We start from the raw sequence: 18672 nt of genomic DNA, 5'->3' as shown, positions 1-18672 counted from the left end.
TGTTTTTCATAGTAATAATCTAATTTGCGCATATTTTTAATCATGCCTAAATGAACAAACTGCATTAATTAATTTGTTTTATATGCGGCTTAGTGGTGCATTAGGCCATCATTCATGCACTTCGCAGGTGCTTGTCTGGCATAAGGACTTTTTGATCATTCATCTGTAATTCCTCTATAAATGCAATATTGCTCTCCCTATTCCAATTTCAGAACCTATCCTTAGAAATTGGCACAAAAAGTGCTTCATTCTCTATGTCAGAGTAGAAGCGTTCAGCATAGTAGTAATATTAATTGCTATGTGGGTCATTGCTCAGAAAACAGCTCATGTTCTTTACATAAAGTTATCTTTTATTAAGAACGTGTGGCTCTTTTTTGAATGTGACCCATCTATTTCAATCTATTTGATTGGGTCACGATTATCCAAAATATGAGGTTGAAATATGAACAGCGCCAATATGACTCCAGTAGCTGAAAATGACTACAGCTTAGAAGAACTGCAAAAAGAAGCTCGTATGGGAGCTTTTGGTCAAGAGACCTTTGAACGGGAAGTCCGGGTCATTGATTTATCTAATTTTGAACAACGTAAATATGAAATTGCGGACCAACTCTGGTCAGCAGCTACCGATATTGGCTTCTTTCAAGTATCGAATCATGGCATTCCACTTGAGCAGATTCAAACTGCATTTGAAATGACACAACAGTTTTTTAATCTGCCAGAATCGATTAAAGCTCGCTACCCACTCAATCGCAATGCAGGTTGGGAAAGTAAGGCACAGGTTCGTCCATCGACCAGCACACCAGACCAAAAAGAGTCTTATCAAATTACTCGCCCACGTATGGAAGGTCTTTATCCTAGTCAAGAGGAGTTACCTAATTTTAAAGATACCATGTTGGAGTTTGAACATGCATGCTGGCAAGTCGGCATGAAAATTTTATCTTGCTTTGCTTATAAACTAGGCTTTGCCGATAACTTCTTTACTCTTGCTCATGACCCTGACCAAGAAAGCTACCAAAGTACCTTAAGAATGCTGCACTACTATGCAATTGACCCTGCTCTTAAAGATCAATTAGGTCTATGGCGTGCAGGAGCACATACAGATTTTGACTGTTTAACGCTACTGTTCCAACGTAAAGGACAAGGTGGCCTGCAAGTTTGTCCGGGTAAAGATATGGAAGAACAGCAATGGACCAGCATTGAGCCGCGTGATGATGTAATTACCTGTAATATCGGTGATATGCTCACGCGTTGGAGTGATGATCAACTGCCTTCTAATTTTCATCGTGTTAAAAATCCTGAAACAAATGAATATCAAGGGGCACGTTATAGTTTGGCATTCTTCTGCCAAGCCAATGAAGATATGATCATTGAAGGACCACAAAAGAAATATCCGGCCATTACAGCTAAAGAATATTTAAAACAAAGAATTAGCGCAAACTTCAACGGAAAGTATTAAAAGTACTGTGTACGGTCAGAGATAAATAGTCTCTGACCGTTCTGAAGTTTCAGCAATACATATTGTCATTAATCATTCTTAAACTTTTTATCCTTATTCAATAACGTAATATCCAGTTCAACTGGTCTGATCTGTTATTAAAAATACGGCTAATTTTAAGCACGTGCACCAACAAATAGATAAATTTTGTGTAGAATCAAATTATTTATTTATATATTTACGGTGTGTTGCTTATGAGCCCACAAGCTATGCTCAATGGAAAATCATCTCAGGTGACTGAGCAAGCGGTGGAAATCATTTATCAACGCATTCAACAAAATACTTATGCAGTCGGGTCTGCCTTACCCTCACAACGTGAGCTTGCCATTCAATTAGGAATCAGCCGTGCTTCTTTACGTGAAGCATTAACCCGCCTCGCCGCTTTAGGTCTATTAGAAATCAAAGCAGGTAAAGGTGTTTACGTTATTTCACAGCATAGCCAAGCCGCAGAACAATGGGATGGTGAACATCGTGTATCACTTAAAGATTTCTATCAATTACGCTATGTACTAGAAAGTTTTTGCGCACTTCTCGCATGTGAGTATTTAACTGAAGACGATAAGTCCATCTTACAGCAACATTACCAATCATTAGCAAGTGCAATCAAAGAACAAAACTGGCAATCAGCCTCTGAATTTGATTATGCATTTCATCAACATATTATTGAACTTAGTCATAATCAATCTATTATTCAAACACTTAAAATACATACTGACTGGATTAAAAAGAGTCAGATCCTACCCTTTGTTCAACCCAATCTGGCATTTAAAACCATTCATGAACATGAATTAATTCTGCAAGCTTTATTTAATCAGGACTCAGCAGCAGCTGAAAAAGCTATGCAAGCACATATTATTGGTGCCGCACAGCGTGCTGGGGTGTATTTTTCCAGACATAACAGCGCAATATAATCATAAATTCCAAATTTGTATTGCGATGCACTACTTTGCTCCATACTTTGAACCACATCAATACCACTTTATTAAGATTGCTTTTTAATGAGGCAATATTACTGGTATGACCAGTAAAACCAGTTAATAAAATTGGCACACTTCTCGCTTAGAACCGTTTAGAAACTTACTTAAATACTTAGGATCTGAACAATGAATATCGCGATTGTAGGTGCAGGTATGGGCGGTTTAACTGCTGGTATCGCTTTAAAAAAATTTGGTCATCAGGTCACGATCTATGAGCAAGCAGCCGAAATATTGCCTGTTGGCGCTGCCATCTCACTTTGGTCAAATGGTGTTAAGTGTCTTAATTATCTTGGCTTAACACATGAACTCCAAGCACTCGGTGGACAAATGGAGTCTTTAGCCTACGTCGATGGACTCAGCCAACAAACTATGACCCAATTTAGTTTGTTACCTTTATATAAAGAAGTAGGACAACGTGCCTATCCTGTCGCTCGATCTGATCTACAACAATTATTAATGCAGCAATTTGGTCTGGAAGACATCGAACTCGGTATGAAAATGACTGCAATTGAAGCACATCAAGATGATGTCACCATACATTTTCAGGACGGTTCGCAAATTACAGCCGATCTACTGATTGGTGCAGATGGTACACATTCTCTTACGCGGCAGTTTGTACTGGGCCATCAAGTTGAACGTCGCTATGCTGGCTATGTAAATTGGAATGGATTGGTTGATATTGATGAGCAGATTGCACCAGCCATGCAATGGACCACATATATTGGTGAAGGTAAACGTGTATCACTCATGCCCGTTGCACAAAATCGTTTCTATTTCTTCTTTGATGTGCCGCTTGAGGCTGGACTGTCAAATCAGCGTGAACATTATAAACAAGACCTTAAAATGCATTTTAGTGGTTGGTGTGAACCAGTACAAAAACTCATTGAGCGTTTAGATGAGCAAAAAACCAATCGTGTCGAGATCCATGATATCGAGCCTTTTATGAATTTCTATAAAGGACGTGTAGTGCTCTTAGGTGATGCTGCCCATAGCACTACTCCGGATATTGGACAAGGTGGCTGTCAAGCCATGGAGGATGCGATTTATCTTGCTCGTGCCTTACAAATCAATACCTTTGGTTTAGAAGATGCTTTGAACCGCTATCAAAACAAACGCAATGATCGTACTAAGGAAATGGTGTTAAGAGCACGCAAACGTTGCGATGTGACACACATGAAAGACCCGAAAATCACCCAAGAGTGGTATGAATCTTTATATCAAGAACAAGGTACTCACATCATGCAAGGGATCATCAGTAATATTATCGGCAATCCTCTCGACTAAATATTTTCCCCCTTAAATAGGGGGATTTTTTAAACCCATAAAAAGTGCATATTTCGATTTAAATATGCACTCGATGCTATAAAACACAGTTAAAACTTATAAGACAGTGCAAAACGGTTTTGTAAGAAATTTTTGTCATAGCGTGGTGATGTTTGGATACCTGCAAAATTGCTGACACTAAAACCTTTTAAAGCTCCCGTAAAATTATAAATACCAAACAACATGTATTCAGATTGATTTCGACTTGCGACATTTTCCGACTCTTTTAAGTCCATAAATGAATAACGCGCGCCAGCTATCAACTGATCTGTTAATTTACCTTCTAAAGACAACATCAATGCATTACCTGCACCTAAATCTTGAGTGCTGGTGAAAAATGGCTGGGCAAAAAGTTCACCTGAAGAGGTTTTAGCTGCATAGGGTGTTAATAATGCCCCATTCAAATAACTACCCTGATCTGGTTTTATATAGTTATACGCGACTTTTAGACTGGCGGCAGGCATAACCTTAAACGCAGCCTGTACACCGAAAATTTGGCTATTAACCTCTCCAGCAAGAGCTTTGCCCTGATCTTTACCTGAAATATACTGGATTGAAAATTCAGGACTATAATTAAGCTTTGGAATTGCTAAATCAGCTTGAGTATAAATTAGATGAGTATAGTCATCATAATTTTGATACCAAAATTGCGTTTTTAAACTTTTATCATTGGCTAAATTAAAGCGTTTCCCTGCACCAACCGACCAAACCCCATTGGTTTCCACATTTGAATTTTGACGAGAAGTTTTATTGAACTCATCCTCGCCATAACTTTTATATTTATTTACTTTAGTGAGTCGTAAGAAATCATAATTATTCCCGATCTGTACATCAGCGGCCTGATATAAAAACATCAATACACGACGGTCAGCATAATCGCCCATAAAAGGTAAATTTAGCCGCTGGTTACCAATCGTCACTCTAGCCAAATCGTTTTTCCAGCTTACATAAGCTTCTGCTAAACCATCCCTATCTTCTTTTAATTCTGGCACTTCATCATTTTCATTTTTATCATCCAGTCGGCGTTGTATGTCGTATCCCACAGCTGCCTGTATGCCATAAAAAGGAGCTGTTTCATATTTAATATACCCACCAATGACGGTCGTATCCTGATTTAAATTATTCACAAAATAGCCATTATTAAGTGAGTAATATGCAGATTTAACTACCCCATGAATACTGCCGCATGCAAATGCTGCACCTATACGGTCAATTGAATCATTACTCGTCTGACAATCCTGCTTTAGATTAAATAGGCCATTTAGACTGGTATCAGCAGCCCATACCGGCACAGTAGTAGCCATGCTCAGCATAAGTAATGCCGATTTTAATTTAAAATTTCTCATAAAATTCCCCTGTAAGATTTGGTTTAAAAGTCGCTTATGGTCTTTCAAAAGACCTATTTTTGACCTTTTTAAAGTCAAAATCCCCCTAACCTATTCATCATTGAATAAGCGACCTTTAAATTTTTGCGAATGAAAATGTGGTTAAATTAGAATGTCTAATTCCTAACCAGTGTCGATCAATGCCCTGAATTTATGGGCGTAGTTGCAACATCAACGGACTTTTTGCTAAACGGTAAGTGATTAAAAATAATATTGAGCAAAATCGCAGTGATACACGCAGAACTAATACCTGAATGTAATAGGGTTTTTACCCATGTCGGAAATTGCGCATAAAATTCTTGGTTTACAATTGGAATCATGCCGATTGTGAGTGAAGTAGCGACAATAATCAGATTTTTATGATCGTTATAATCTACTTTGGCTAGAGTTCGTATTCCACTGGCAGCAACTGTACCGAATAATACAATGCCTGCTCCACCTAAAACTGGCATCGGAATTGATGCAACAAAGCGGCCAATAACAGGTAATAAGCCCAAGATAATTAAAATTCCACCAGCCGTTGCCACCACAAAACGGCTTTTAATGCCTGTAATTGCAACCAGACCTACATTTTGAGCAAAGGCGGTTTGCATGAATGAACCAAAGATTGGGGAAATTGCACTCGATAGCATATCTGCACGTAGACCATCACCAATTCGTTTTGAATCAACTTTAGTTCCAACGATTTCACCAATCGCAATAATATCGGCAGTGGTTTCAGTCATGATTACCAAAGTAACAATTACCATGGAAAGAATGGCAGAAAATTCAAATACTGGAGAACCAAAATGGAAGAAACTTGGAAAAGCAAAAATAGGACCCGTACTTACTCTTGAGAAGTCAGTAAAGCCTGCAATATAGGCAATTACTGTACCCAAAACGATTGCTGCAAGAATCGCAAGACGGCGCAGAATCTGATTTTGTAACATACTAAAAATAATCACAATCGCTAGCGTAATTACCGCCAAACCAGTATTAGTCGGATCTCCCCAATTTTCAGCTTTCGGGTTTCCTCCCATAATCCAGCGGATCGCAACAGGTGTGAGCGAAATACCAATCATGGTAATGACGCATCCTGTGACCACAGGTGGAAAGAAGCGGATAATTTTTGCAAAGAATGGTGTAATCAACAAACCAATTAGAGATGCGACAATCACAGCACCAAATGCAGATGGCAAACCCCCACCGGTACTCACAATTGCCAAAATAGTGGCAACCCCTGCGAAAGATACGCCTTGCACAATTGGTAATTTTGCACCGAAATATTTAAAACCAATGGTTTGTATAACTGTGGCGAGGCCTCCCACAAATAAGGCGGCAGCCACCAATAAGCCAATCTCTGAAGCATCTAGACCTGCAGCTGCACCAATAATCAATGGCGGTGCAATAATCCCACCGTACATGGTCAACACATGCTGCAAACCATATAAGATGTTTTTATTCATTCCTAAATATTGATGTTCTGCCGAGATATGCGGATCTCTCTCTGGATTTATATTGTCTTGATGCATGGGTTAATTCCTCAAATTAAATTCATGATGTCCATATTGCTTGGGTTGATTTAGCTGCCACGATACGTTGAATATGAGAAAGGACTGATCAATAGAGGCACGTGAAAGTGCTGGTGAATATCATTGACTTTAAAATCAATACAGACTCTCGGATAAAAGCTATTGGTATTTAGGGCCTGAAAATAATCCCCTACTTCAAAAACCAATTGATAATGACCACGAATAAATGAGTCGACATTAAATGCTTGAATACGTCCATCTGCATCAGTGAGCTGTTCATCGATTAAAATATATCCATGGCTCGTTTCCTCGAATAATTTCACCAATACTTGAGTTACTGGCTCGCCGAGTGATGCACTTAAAATATGTGTGCTGATACCCGCCATTATTGAATCTCCTAATTTGAGCGAAGAAGGACGTTTCTGAATTAATTCAGAAATCCAAGTTGGGATATGCACACAAGCTTGTAATACCAGCCGAGCCTGGCTAGAAGCTAGTTGATTAAAAGTTTCGAGTTGCATATCCGCTCCAATTTAATGCATTGTCTGACTGGTCTGACCAGATGCATTAAATTAAGCAACAAATATGCCAGTTTAAATAAGATAGGCTTTCTAATAGTTATACATACAATCGGTTTAAAACTAATTCAGGCATTATTTAAATGCGAATAAAAGAAATAAAATTCTTTCAAAAGAACTTTATGTAGACTTTTGAACAGTATCCTTAAGGATAGAAAACAAGAATAAAAAAAGAGACCAGCGAGTGGTCTCTTTTTTTAAATTGATTAGATCGCTTCTCTGGTCATCTCACCATTCACCAACCTTAAAATCTGCAATGGATTACTGTCTTTTAGAGCTTCTGGCAATAAACTCTGCGGATAGTTCTGGTAACACACAGGTCTTAAGTAACGGTCAATTGCTAAGGTTCCAACAGAAGTTCCTCGGGCATCTGAAGTGGCTGGATATGGTCCGCCGTGTACCATCGCATCACATACTTCTACACCTGTTGGGTAACCGTTTATAAGTAAACGACCAGCTTTTTCTTCTAGTACAGGCACCACATCTGCAAACTCGGTTAAGTCTGCTTCATCAGCAATTAAAGACGCAGTCAGCTGTCCATTCATGCTTTGTAAGGCCTGAATGAGTTGGGCTTTATCTTCAACTTCAATGATGACTGTGGTTGGTCCAAAGATTTCTTCTTGCAGAAGTTGGTCGCCTGCTAGTAATAATTCAACATCCGCTTTAAACAGTTGTGGCTGCGCCTGATTGCCTTGCTGGGTTTGACCTGCCAAATGCTTAATACCTTGATGCTCAGTTAAATGCTCAAGACCAGCGGTATAACTTTTTAAAGTTCCGGCATTGAGCATAGTCTGCGCAGGCTTAGCGCCCATAATTTCAGTCAGGTTACTAATGAGCTGAGTAAATTCGGCTGATTTAATTCCCAAGATTAATCCTGGATTGGTACAAAACTGACCACAGCCGAGCACTACTGAATCTGCCAAATCCTGTGCAATCTTTTCACCACGGTTTTTTAATGCTTCTGGCAACAACAACATCGGGTTAATGCTGCTCATTTCCGCAAAGACCGGAATTGGCTGTGGACGGGCTGCGGCCATGTCACATAAAGCGCGGCCACCACGAAGTGAACCCGTAAAACCTACAGCCTGTATTAAAGGATGTTTCACTAAAGGTTCACCGACACCATTACCATAGATCATATTAAATACACCTTTAGGCATATTTGATTTTTCTACTGCACGTTCGATTGCCTGAGCTACAAAATCCGCTGTCGCCATATGCCCACTATGCGCTTTGACTACCACCGAACAACCAGCTGCTAGTGCCGAAGCAGTGTCGCCACCCGCAGTTGAGAATGCTAAAGGAAAGTTACTTGCCCCAAAGACTGCCACAGGACCAACACCGATTTTAATCTGTCGCAAGTCTGGGCGCGGTAAAGGCTGACGCTCAGGCAAAGCGGTATCAATACGGGCACCTAAAAAATCACCACGGCGCAGCACTTTGGCAAATAAACGCATTTGTCCACTGGTACGGCCACGTTCACCTTGTAAACGTGCAAGTGGCAAAGCGGTTTCCTGTGAGACAATTTCAAGGAAATCTGTACCCAAAGCATCGAGCTCATCTGCAATATTTTCTAAAAAGGCAGCACGCTGTTCAGGTGAAGTATGGCGGTAAGTCTTAAAAGCTTGACTGGCTGCTTCACAGGCCTGATTGACCTCTTGTTCGGTTGCATGGTGAAACTCATAAGGCAAAGTTGCGCCAGTCGTTGCATTCACGCTTTTTAGTAAAGTGGAACTTTGTGCACTACGTGAACCGCCAATAAAGTTGTGTCCGATAACCATTTTATATTCCTTAGAGTGGGATAACTGAACCGATCGGTAACTCGGGTTGCATATGAGCAAGCTTATTTTTGAGTGAAAGTCCGAACTCTTTCATTTCTATTTCGAACTCATCGTTGACCTGTGCTTGGATACCATCAGCAAAAGATAGAGTCGCAGTACCGAAATAGTGAATATGAACATCCCCTGCTTTTAAGAATTGTTGATACTTAAAGTGGTGATATTCCAGATTTGCCAAGCTATGGCACATATTGTCTTCACCCGACAAAAACTCTTTTTCCCAAATGATTTGTCCATCACGGCGTAAACGGCTGGTTCCGACTAAATGTTTTGGTAATTCGCCTGTCCGTAAAGCTGGACCAAAACTACAAAAACGTAATTTTGAATGCGCCAGATATAAATAATTACGACGTTCCATCACATGGTCAGAATATTCATTGCCCAGCGCAAACCCGATTCGGTAAGGCTTTAAGTCTTCTCCAATCACATAGAGGCCTGCGATTTCAGGTTCTTCGCCGCCATCTTCAGCAAATGGGGGTAAAGGTAATTCAGCTCCCGGCCTTACCACAATTGAACCGTCGCCTTTATAAAACCATTCTGGCTGCGCCCCGATCTGACCTTGTGCTGGACGCCCCTTTTGTAGCCCCCATTGAAATATCCGCATGGTGTCGGTCACCGAGCTGTCATCGCTTAAATTTTGTTGATGCATTTTGTCGCGTGCAGATGCAGAACCTAAATGGGTTAAGCCTGTACCGGACACTAAACAGTGTGTTGGGTCTGGATGGTCTAAAGGCGGCAGTACCTTTAAGTTTGCTAATAAAGATGAATAATCATAGGTCTCCGCTTCAAAGCCTAACGCCTCAATTTGTCGTTCCAATGAAATTTTATTGCGGATTGCCAAAAGTGCTAAATCACGAACCGATTGAATATCTTTAACCGGATATGCCATGTTGCCTTCTACTTTGGCGACGGCACGTTGATTTGCACGATTTTCAAATTGAATAATTTGCATGTTTTATTCCTTACAAAGGCTTTTGAATATTCACTGTTTGTGTTTTTTGACGTTCGAGCTTGGCATACACGATGTAGGTCAGAATCAAGCCAAAAAGCATAACGATAGATAAGAAATACAAACCAGCAGCCATATTTCCCGTGTATTCTTTTAAAAGTCCGATACCAAATGGCCCGACATAGCCACCTAAATTTCCAACAGAGTTAATTAAGGCAATACCAGCCGCTGCACTTGCACCTGTTAAGAAACGGCCAGGTAATGTCCAAAACACGGCAGTTGAAGAAAATAGGCAGAACGCAACCACAGCCAAAGCAGCCAACTGCATGACTGGAGAATTTAGCCAAGCACTTAAAAACATTGCGCAAGCGCCTAGTGCGTAGAGAAAACTTAAGTGTCCGTAACGATCGTTCAGGCGGTCAGTACTACGTGGAATAATGAGGAGTCCAATAATTCCAAAAATATAGGGGATGCTAGATAAGAACCCAATTTGAATATCAGTACCGCCTCCAAATTGTTTAATAATGGTAGGAAGCCAGAGATTTAAACCATAAATACTTAAAGTTACTGGTAAATAGTAGAGTGCTAATAAAAGTACGCGTTTGTCTTTTAAGGCATGCAGTGGATTGGCATGTCGGGTTTGGTCATATTCGGCTTCATCTTTAACAAGTTCATTTTTAAGCCATTGTTTTTGTTCAATGCTTAACCATTTCACTTTATCAATATTATCGGGCAGCCACAGAAATGTAGGTAAAGCCAATAAAACTGCGGGCAAGCCAACTGCAATGAATAACCATTGCCAGCCGTGTAAATTTGCGATGCCATCCATTCCAAGTAATAGACCAGCCAAAGGCCCAGCAATCATCATGGCAATCGGCTGTGAAAGCACAAACATTCCCATGATTTTTCCGCGATGCCGCACCGGATACCACTGTGTAATTAGGTATAAAACACCAGGGAAAAAACCTGCCTCTGCTACACCGAGTAAAAACCGTAATAGATAAAAGCTTTTTGGTCCCTGAATGAGCGCCATGGCCATGGTGATGAGGCCCCATGTTAATAAAATGCGGGTAAACCATTTACGAGCACCAAATTTGTCTAAAAGCAAATTACTTGGAACTTCAAAAAGAAAATATCCAATAAAAAATAAGCCTGCTCCTAGACCATAAGCTGCATCACCGATTCCAACATCTGCACCCATATGCAAATGGGCAAATCCAACAGCGGCCCGATCAATGTATGCCACCAGATATAGTATGACTAATGCAGGTATCAGCTTAAACGTGACCGTCCGTATTACATCCTTTTCGAAATCCATGTTCGACTCCATTTCCTATTATTTACTTATAGAGCATCTTGCTCGTAAATTATCCTTTCAATTTAAAATATAGTAATACTATTTAAATTTCAAACCTTTTAAAAATGAAATTTATGGTGTATTTTTAAATTAATTAATTCTAATAGTAATACTATATAGGGAAATTTGTATGAATAACAAACAAGTTCTTCGTTCAGCTGCCTGGTTTGGTACAACGGATAAAAATGGCTTTATGTATCGCAGCTGGATGAAGAACCAAGGAATTCCAGATCATGAGTTTCAAGGCAAGCCTATCATTGGGATTTGTAATACGTGGTCTGAACTCACCCCATGTAATGCGCATTTTCGAAAAATTGCAGAACATGTAAAAAAAGGGATTTTAGAAGCGGGCGGCTACCCTGTTGAATTTCCTGTGTTTTCAAATAGTGAGTCGAATTTACGTCCTACCGCCATGTTTACACGCAACTTGGCCAGTATGGATGTTGAGGAAGCTATCCGTGGTAACCCTATTGACGGCGTGGTGTTACTGACAGGTTGTGACAAAACCACACCTGCCTTATTAATGGGTGCCGCAAGCTGTGATATTCCAGCCATTGTAGTGACTGGTGGTCCTATGCTGAATGGTAAGCACAAAGGCAAAGACATTGGTGCAGGTACCATCGTTTGGCAAATGCATGAAGAGTTAAAAGCAGGAAAAATTGATTTAAATGAATTTTTATCTGCTGAGTCTGGTATGTCGCGCTCGGCTGGTACATGTAACACCATGGGCACAGCTTCTACAATGGCCTGTATGGCTGAAGCCCTAGGCACTTCTTTACCCCACAATGCGGCCATTCCAGCTGTAGATTCTCGACGTTATGTGTTGGCTCATCTTTCTGGTATGCGTATTGTTGATATGGTCCATGAAGATTTACGCCTTTCTAAAATCTTAACCAAAGAAGCTTTCGAAAATGCGATTAAAGTCAATGCAGCTATTGGTGGTTCAACCAATGCCGTGATTCATTTAAAAGCAATTGCTGGACGCATTGGGGTTGATTTACAACTTGATGACTGGAACCGTGTTGGCCGCGGCATGCCAACCATTGTCGACTTACAGCCTTCGGGTCGTTTTTTAATGGAAGAGTTCTATTATAGCGGCGGCTTGCCAGCCGTGATTCGTCGCATGGGTGAAGCCAATCTCTTACCACATCCTCAAGCTTTAACCGTAAACGGTCAAACCATTTGGGAAAACTGCCAGCAATCACCTATTTATAACGATGAAGTGATTCGGAAAATAGATAATCCAATTCGACAAGATGGCGGTATGTGTATTTTACGCGGTAATTTAGCACCTAAAGGTGCGGTGCTTAAACCTTCTGCTGCAACACCTGAACTGATGAAACACCGTGGTCGTGCAGTCGTATTTGAAAACTTTGATGATTATAAAACCCGCATTAATGATCCAGATCTTGATGTCGATAAAACTTGTATTCTAGTCATGAAAAATGCTGGTCCTAAAGGTTACCCAGGTATGGCTGAAGTTGGAAATATGGGGTTACCGCCAAAAATTTTAGCTAAAGGCATTACCGACATGGTTCGTATTTCCGATGCACGCATGAGTGGAACAGCTTATGGCACGGTGGTTTTACATGTTGCCCCTGAAGCTATGGCTGGCGGACCTTTAGCTGTAGTTCAAAATGGTGACTTTATTGAACTCGATGCCTATGCAGGTAAACTCCACCTAGAAGTAAGTGATGAAGAACTTAAGCAACGTCTTGAGAATTTAGCACCTCCAGCTCCGCCAAGTTTTATTGGCGGCTACCGCAAACTCTATGTACAACATGTTTTACAAGCCGATGAAGGTTGTGATTTTGATTTCTTAGTCGGTTGCCGAGGCTCGGAAGTTCCACGTCATTCTCATTAATATTTATTCTTGAAAAAGATGATCTTGTTAAAACACAAGGTCATCTATACCATAGGATATTCAACATGTCGTAATAGTGAAATATGAGCAAAGCTGACTATAAAAATCCTATTCCAAGCAAAAGCCAACATGCATTAATTGTTCAACAATTGGGATTAAAAATTGTTTCTGGAGAAATTTCAGAAAATGAAAAACTCCCAAGTGAAGTTGATTTATGTGAGGAATATAAAGTCAGCCGCCCTGTCTTTCGCGAAGCAATCCGTGTTTTAAACGCTAAAGGCTTAACTTACTCAAGACCAAAAATCGGAACGGTAGTAAGGCCTAAAGAAGAATGGCATTTGCTCGATCCTGATGTATTGTTTTGGCTAATTCAAACCACACCTGAACACGAATTTTTTAAAACACTTTCTACTGTACGACGCGTTTTGGAACCAGAGCTTGCTTACATTGCGGCAAGTACGGCCAACGAAGAAGATATTGAACGTATTAAACATGCCTATGATGGGATGGAAAAAGCGACAACCGTTGAAGAGTTTATAGAGCCAGATATTCAATTTCATTTGGCAATTGCCAAAGCAACTCATAATGACTTGCTGGCTTATATGTCAAAAATGTTGGTTTTACCTTTGCAGCAATCAATTCAAGTCACTAGTCTGCGCCCAAATTTACAAGGCCATTCACTACCTAGACATAAAGCGATTTTAACCGCAATTGAAAATAAAGATCCGCTCTCGGCTCGCCATGCTTCACTTGTTCAGCTTGACGACACCAAAATGGCTTACGATTTAATTAAAAAATAATTTTTATATATTCACTATTTAAAGCCTGATCACTCCAAATAAAGTAATCAGGCTTTTTTATTTATAAATTAGAACACCTTTTTTACAGACACTGTAAATGTCGAATCAATCGGATTAGAAATTGGCGCATCTGGTTCACCATTACTATACTTTTTATAATATCCATGCTTATCCCAAGCTTTGGTATAGGCTAGCCCTGTAGTCCAACCATCACCTAAATCTTTAATCAGCTCGACTTTCATATCTTGAAAGTTAGCTTCCGAGAAATTTTTAATTCTTTCATAGCCATAGTGAGCACCAAAAGTCCAAGACTCATTAATAGGCTGAGTAAAAGTTAAATCTAAATAAGTTGTTCCTCGTGAACGTTTACCCTCAGGTCCCCCCATCGTATCTGAGTTATAGCCTGCATAATCTGGGGTATAGGTAATAAAATATTTAAGAGTCAAAGGCCCATAACCAATTTGAGGCACAATTTCGCCATAGTTATAACTGGTACTCCCCGTTTCAGGCGTACTTTTGGCTCCTGGATAATAGTAATAAAAAACCGTCATTCCAGCTGAAAACTTATCAAAAGTTTTTATATAACCTGTATAAAAATCCCACTCAACTGAAGCATCACGAATATATTTGGAACTTACATTCGAGGCCCAAGTGCCCACAAATAATCCATTCGGATTTGCATAATCTAGACCAATTTGTAATGCTGGCTTACCCCAAGTTTGTTGAAAACCACGTGATATATATTGACTTGCGAAGGTTACATTAGCACTGTATGGAGAAATTTGTTCTTGTTCATTTAATTGTTTAGCATGTACAACACTAGTAGACATAATAAGAGAAGCTATCCCTAAAATTTTTCTCATCTATTAATTCCTATTAAATATTACCTATAATCTTAAAGTTTTAAAATAACATGATAATTCAATTTAAAACGTATTAAAAAGTTATAAATTCAAATTTCTGGACACTTCTTCTTCGCTATAAATTTCTTCAATACAATCTAAAATTTTAGGAATATACGAACTTTGGTCCATATTGCGCATAGAAAGAGAAATGGGACTGTAGGCTTCTAAGTCTAAGATATTTAAATAAGTTAGATTCTTCATTCCAATATCACAGGCACTTTCTGGAATAATACATATACCCTCGCCGGATGCTACCAAACCAAGCGCCATGTGAATTTCTCGTACTTCAGTCAGCTTGGCCGGCACAAGGCCTAATTTAGTAAATAAAGCTTGAATAGTGGTCGAAAAATTGGGTTTAGGTGTCGTTGGATAAGAAAAAATTGTCTCATTAATAATTTGAGATAAATAAATTCCCGATTCTTGGAACTCACTTAACGGATGCTTTTTATGAATCGCGAGTTTTAATTTTTCTTTTCGAAGTAAAAGTCGTTTAATCGCTGGATCGCTAATGGGTAAACGACCAAAACCTAAATCAATTTTACCTAGTTTTAATGCTTCGACCTGATCGCGTGTACCACATTCAATAAGCTCGACATGAATGTCAGGATTTTTTTGTCTAAATAGATAAATGACCTGCGGTAATCGCCCGTAAAGAAGCGAACTCACATAGCCAACTTTAACAACATTCTCGACTAGCTTCAGTTTCTTTGCCATAGAAGCAGCTTGAGCTGTATGGGTCAAAATCTGTACCGCATGTTGGTAAAAAAACAGCCCTGCTTCAGTCACTTTTAATGGACGTGAGCCTTTCACAAATAGATCAATGCCTAACTCTTCCTCTAGTTTTTTGATTTGGCGCGTGAGTGGTGGCTGAGCAATAAAAAGCTTCTCAGCGGCCTTAGTCAGACTTTGTTCTTCAACAACGGTAACAAAATAACGTAGATGTCTTAATTCCATTAATATACCTTTTTAGTATCTTAAAATACCGTTCTATATCTATTTTAGGCTATTACATTCTTCTATGGTATGTAAACAAGTTTGAAATAGTTGAAACTTCATGTATAGAACCATAGAAACCATACTTGTGGATATTCCAACTATCCGTCCTCACCAGTTGTCTGTGACTACCATGCGTACTCAGACTTTGGTGCTCGTAAAAATTACGACCATGGATGGTATTGTCGGTTGGGGTGAAGCGACCACCATTGGTGGACTGAACTATGGTGAAGAAAGTCCTGAAAGTGTCAAAGCCAATATTGATACTTACTTTGCACCATTACTGACATCAGTTAAAGATTTAAATGTTGCTCAAACACTAAAACTGATTCGAAAAAATATTAATGGTAACCGTTTTGCGAAATGTGCCATTCAGACTGCTCTACTTGATATTCAGGCAAAACGTTTAGGCGTGCCATTAAGTGAAGTTTTAGGTGGCCGTCTGCGTAATAGTTTACCTGTACTTTGGACGCTCGCGTCTGGTGACACAGAAAAAGATATTGCTGAAGCTCGAAAAATGATTGAGTTAAAACGTCATAACACGTTCAAACTCAAAATTGGTTCACGCCCTTTGCAACACGATGTTGATCATGTGATTGCAATTAAGAAAGCACTCGGTGCAGATATTAGTGTACGCGTTGACGTAAATCGTGCATGGTCAGAGCTGGAATGTATTCAAGGTATTCAACAGCTACAAGATGGCGGGATTGATTTAATTGAACAGCCTTGTGCTATTCAGAACACTGAAGCACTTGCGCGTTTAACACAGCGTTTTGATGTCGCAATTATGGCAGATGAAGCTTTAACTGGTCCCGACAGCGCATACCGTATTGCAAAAAGACATGGTGCTGATGTATTTGCAGTAAAAATTGAACAATCTGGTGGTCTGATCGAAGCGTGTGAAGTTGCCAAGGTTGCAGGTTTGGCTGGAATTGATCTTTATGGCGGCACTATGCTTGAAGGCCCTGTAGGTAGCATGGCTTCTGCTCATGCGTTTGCAACCTTTGAAACATTAGCGTTTGGTACTGAATTATTTGGTCCGTTATTGCTTACCGAAGAAATTTTGAAAGAACCGCTACGTTACGAAAACTTTGAATTGCACTTGCCAACAGCTCCCGGCTTAGGCATTGAAATTGATGAAGATAAAGTCGAGAAGTTACGTCGTTAAGGCAACAGGATAAGGAGTTTCCCATGTTATTTCATGTACGTATGGATGTGCATATTCCACTTGATATGCCAGCCGACAAAGCAAATGAAATTAAGGCTGTTGAAAAAGCCTATTCGCAAGACTTACAGCGTCAAGGTAAATGGCGTCACATCTGGCGTATTACAGGTCAGTACTCAAACATCAGTATTTTTGATGTCGAGAGTAATGAAGAATTGCACAATATTTTACAGGGTTTACCTCTCTATCCCTACATGAACATCGAAGTGATGGCACTTAATCGCCACCCTTCTTCTGTTCGTGATGATGATTCGTAAACCAAAAGAATTTTTTAAATGTGATCTCTGAAGTCCATTTAAAAACCAAGCAGATTATTCAGAAGGTAACAAGGAACGTGGCGGCAATTATTCGCTAGCAAGACAAAATGCCCGCAGCGCTGCCACCCAAAACCGTATTGCATACTTAAGGAGTTTTAGTATGAACCGTCAACAAATTGATGCGCTTGTAAAACAAATGAATGTCGACACTGCAAAAGGCGAAGTTGATGCACGTGTTCAACAAATTGTAGTGCGCCTTCTCGGGGATTTATTTCAAGCCATTGAAGATTTAGACATCCAACCATCAGAAGTATGGAAAGGTTTGGAATATTTCACAGATGCTGGTCAAGCAAACGAACTTGGTCTTTTGGCAGCTGGCTTAGGTTTAGAGCATTATCTTGATTTACGTGCAGATGAAGCTGATGCCAAAGCTGGTGTTACGGGTGGCACACCGCGTACTATCGAAGGTCCACTGTATGTAGCTGGCGCACCTGAATCTGTTGGTTTTGCGCGTATGGATGATGGTACAGAATCTGGCAAAATCGATACCTTAATTATTGAAGGTAAAGTGACCGACACGGATGGCAATATCATTGAAAATGCCAAAGTTGAAGTATGGCATGCCAACAGTTTGGGTAACTATTCATTCTTTGATAAGTCTCAATCTGATTTCAACTTACGTCGTACCATCTTAACTGATGCTGATGGTAAGTATGTTGCATTAACAACTATGCCTGTAGGTTATGGTTGCCCGCCAGAAGGTACAACTCAGGCCCTTCTTAACAAATTAGGCCGTCATGGTAACCGTCCATCTCACGTTCATTACTTCGTTTCTGCACCGGGTTATCGCAAGCTGACTACTCAATTCAACATTGAGGGTGATGAGTACTTATGGGACGACTTTGCTTTCGCAACCCGTGACGGCTTAGTTGCAACAGCAGTTGATGTAACTGACCCAGCTGAAATTCAACGCCGTGGTTTAGATCACGCTTTCAAACACATCACATTTAACATCGAACTTGTTAAAGATGCCGCTGCTGCTCCTTCAACTGAAGTTGAACGTCGTCGCGCTAGTGCTTAATTGAAAGTATATGTGAGTTAAAAGTTCGCTTTTGACTCACAAAATTTATTCCATTTATTACTACCATTAAGAATTTAAATAAATTTTTAGCGGTAGTAATACATCACGTTACCTCATGCTCTAAGGTTTCTCAC

Annotated in this window: 16 protein-coding genes; 8 read left to right on the top strand and 8 right to left on the bottom strand. The window is 39.9% G+C overall.

What is annotated here, in order from left to right; genetic code table 11:
* Positions 1-442 precede the first annotated feature (442 nt).
* From ACXM0J_RS18075 to hpxO, 3 genes are all read left to right on the top strand, one after another.
* Entirely contained in the window at positions 443-1456 is a 1014-nt protein-coding gene (locus ACXM0J_RS18075) for an isopenicillin N synthase family dioxygenase (protein ID WP_199977581.1), read from the top strand.
* A gap of 233 nt (positions 1457-1689) precedes the next feature.
* Complete coding sequence (locus ACXM0J_RS18070; protein ID WP_262470834.1) at positions 1690-2406, top strand: FadR/GntR family transcriptional regulator; 717 nt, start codon at positions 1690-1692, stop codon at positions 2404-2406.
* Between the two features lie 192 nt (positions 2407-2598).
* Positions 2599-3756 (top strand): FAD-dependent urate hydroxylase HpxO, encoded by a 1158-nt coding sequence (gene hpxO / locus ACXM0J_RS18065; RefSeq protein ID WP_262470833.1) that lies wholly within the window; start codon positions 2599-2601, stop codon positions 3754-3756.
* A gap of 89 nt (positions 3757-3845) precedes the next feature.
* On the opposite strand, the gene ACXM0J_RS18060 is transcribed toward hpxO, so the two are convergent.
* From ACXM0J_RS18060 to abaQ, 6 genes are all read right to left on the bottom strand, one after another.
* On the bottom strand, positions 3846-5141 hold the full coding sequence (locus tag ACXM0J_RS18060) for a hypothetical protein (RefSeq protein WP_262470831.1): 1296 nt from the start codon (positions 5139-5141) through the stop codon (positions 3846-3848).
* Between the two features lie 176 nt (positions 5142-5317).
* Positions 5318-6691 (bottom strand): nucleobase:cation symporter-2 family protein, encoded by a 1374-nt coding sequence (locus ACXM0J_RS18055; protein WP_002113838.1) that lies wholly within the window; start codon positions 6689-6691, stop codon positions 5318-5320.
* A gap of 50 nt (positions 6692-6741) precedes the next feature.
* The gene (uraH, locus tag ACXM0J_RS18050) at positions 6742-7077 is read right to left on the bottom strand and encodes a hydroxyisourate hydrolase (protein WP_262470852.1); all 336 of its coding nucleotides are present in this window, start codon (positions 7075-7077) and stop codon (positions 6742-6744) included.
* 398 nt (positions 7078-7475) lie between these two features.
* The gene (locus tag ACXM0J_RS18045; RefSeq protein ID WP_262470829.1) at positions 7476-9050 is read right to left on the bottom strand and encodes an aldehyde dehydrogenase (NADP(+)); all 1575 of its coding nucleotides are present in this window, start codon (positions 9048-9050) and stop codon (positions 7476-7478) included.
* Positions 9051-9060: 10 nt separating this feature from the next.
* Entirely contained in the window at positions 9061-10059 is a 999-nt protein-coding gene (gene araD1 / locus ACXM0J_RS18040; RefSeq protein WP_262470828.1) for an AraD1 family protein, read from the bottom strand.
* 10 nt (positions 10060-10069) lie between these two features.
* A complete protein-coding gene (abaQ, locus tag ACXM0J_RS18035) occupies positions 10070-11374 on the bottom strand; it encodes a multidrug efflux MFS transporter AbaQ (protein WP_262470826.1) in 1305 nt (434 codons plus the stop codon).
* A gap of 169 nt (positions 11375-11543) precedes the next feature.
* Here abaQ and ACXM0J_RS18030 point away from each other — a divergent pair, with 169 nt between their 5' ends.
* Positions 11544-13277 carry an IlvD/Edd family dehydratase gene (locus tag ACXM0J_RS18030; protein ID WP_262470825.1) on the top strand — a complete coding sequence of 578 codons (1734 nt, stop codon included), beginning with the start codon at positions 11544-11546 and terminating at the stop codon, positions 13275-13277.
* A gap of 83 nt (positions 13278-13360) precedes the next feature.
* A complete protein-coding gene (locus ACXM0J_RS18025; RefSeq protein ID WP_002113901.1) occupies positions 13361-14077 on the top strand; it encodes a FadR/GntR family transcriptional regulator in 717 nt (238 codons plus the stop codon).
* Positions 14078-14145: 68 nt separating this feature from the next.
* On the opposite strand, the gene ACXM0J_RS18020 is transcribed toward ACXM0J_RS18025, so the two are convergent.
* A complete protein-coding gene (locus tag ACXM0J_RS18020) occupies positions 14146-14940 on the bottom strand; it encodes a TorF family putative porin (protein ID WP_304457338.1) in 795 nt (264 codons plus the stop codon).
* A gap of 81 nt (positions 14941-15021) precedes the next feature.
* The gene (locus ACXM0J_RS18015) at positions 15022-15936 is read right to left on the bottom strand and encodes a LysR family transcriptional regulator (RefSeq protein ID WP_005074181.1); all 915 of its coding nucleotides are present in this window, start codon (positions 15934-15936) and stop codon (positions 15022-15024) included.
* Between the two features lie 100 nt (positions 15937-16036).
* On the opposite strand from ACXM0J_RS18015, the gene ACXM0J_RS18010 reads away from it, so the two are divergent.
* The 3 genes from ACXM0J_RS18010 to catA all read left to right on the top strand — a co-directional run bounded on the left by ACXM0J_RS18010 (position 16037) and on the right by catA (position 18538).
* Positions 16037-17143 (top strand): muconate/chloromuconate family cycloisomerase, encoded by a 1107-nt coding sequence (locus tag ACXM0J_RS18010; RefSeq protein ID WP_086264961.1) that lies wholly within the window; start codon positions 16037-16039, stop codon positions 17141-17143.
* Between the two features lie 23 nt (positions 17144-17166).
* Complete coding sequence (gene catC, locus ACXM0J_RS18005; RefSeq protein ID WP_000897236.1) at positions 17167-17457, top strand: muconolactone Delta-isomerase; 291 nt, start codon at positions 17167-17169, stop codon at positions 17455-17457.
* Between the two features lie 160 nt (positions 17458-17617).
* Complete coding sequence (catA, locus tag ACXM0J_RS18000) at positions 17618-18538, top strand: catechol 1,2-dioxygenase (RefSeq protein ID WP_032006281.1); 921 nt, start codon at positions 17618-17620, stop codon at positions 18536-18538.
* Positions 18539-18672: the final 134 nt, after the last annotated feature.

It is taken from the genome of Acinetobacter sp. GRABPA_MV_2, assembly GCF_056725885.1.
This window is presented reverse-complemented; position numbering and strand designations above follow the sequence as displayed.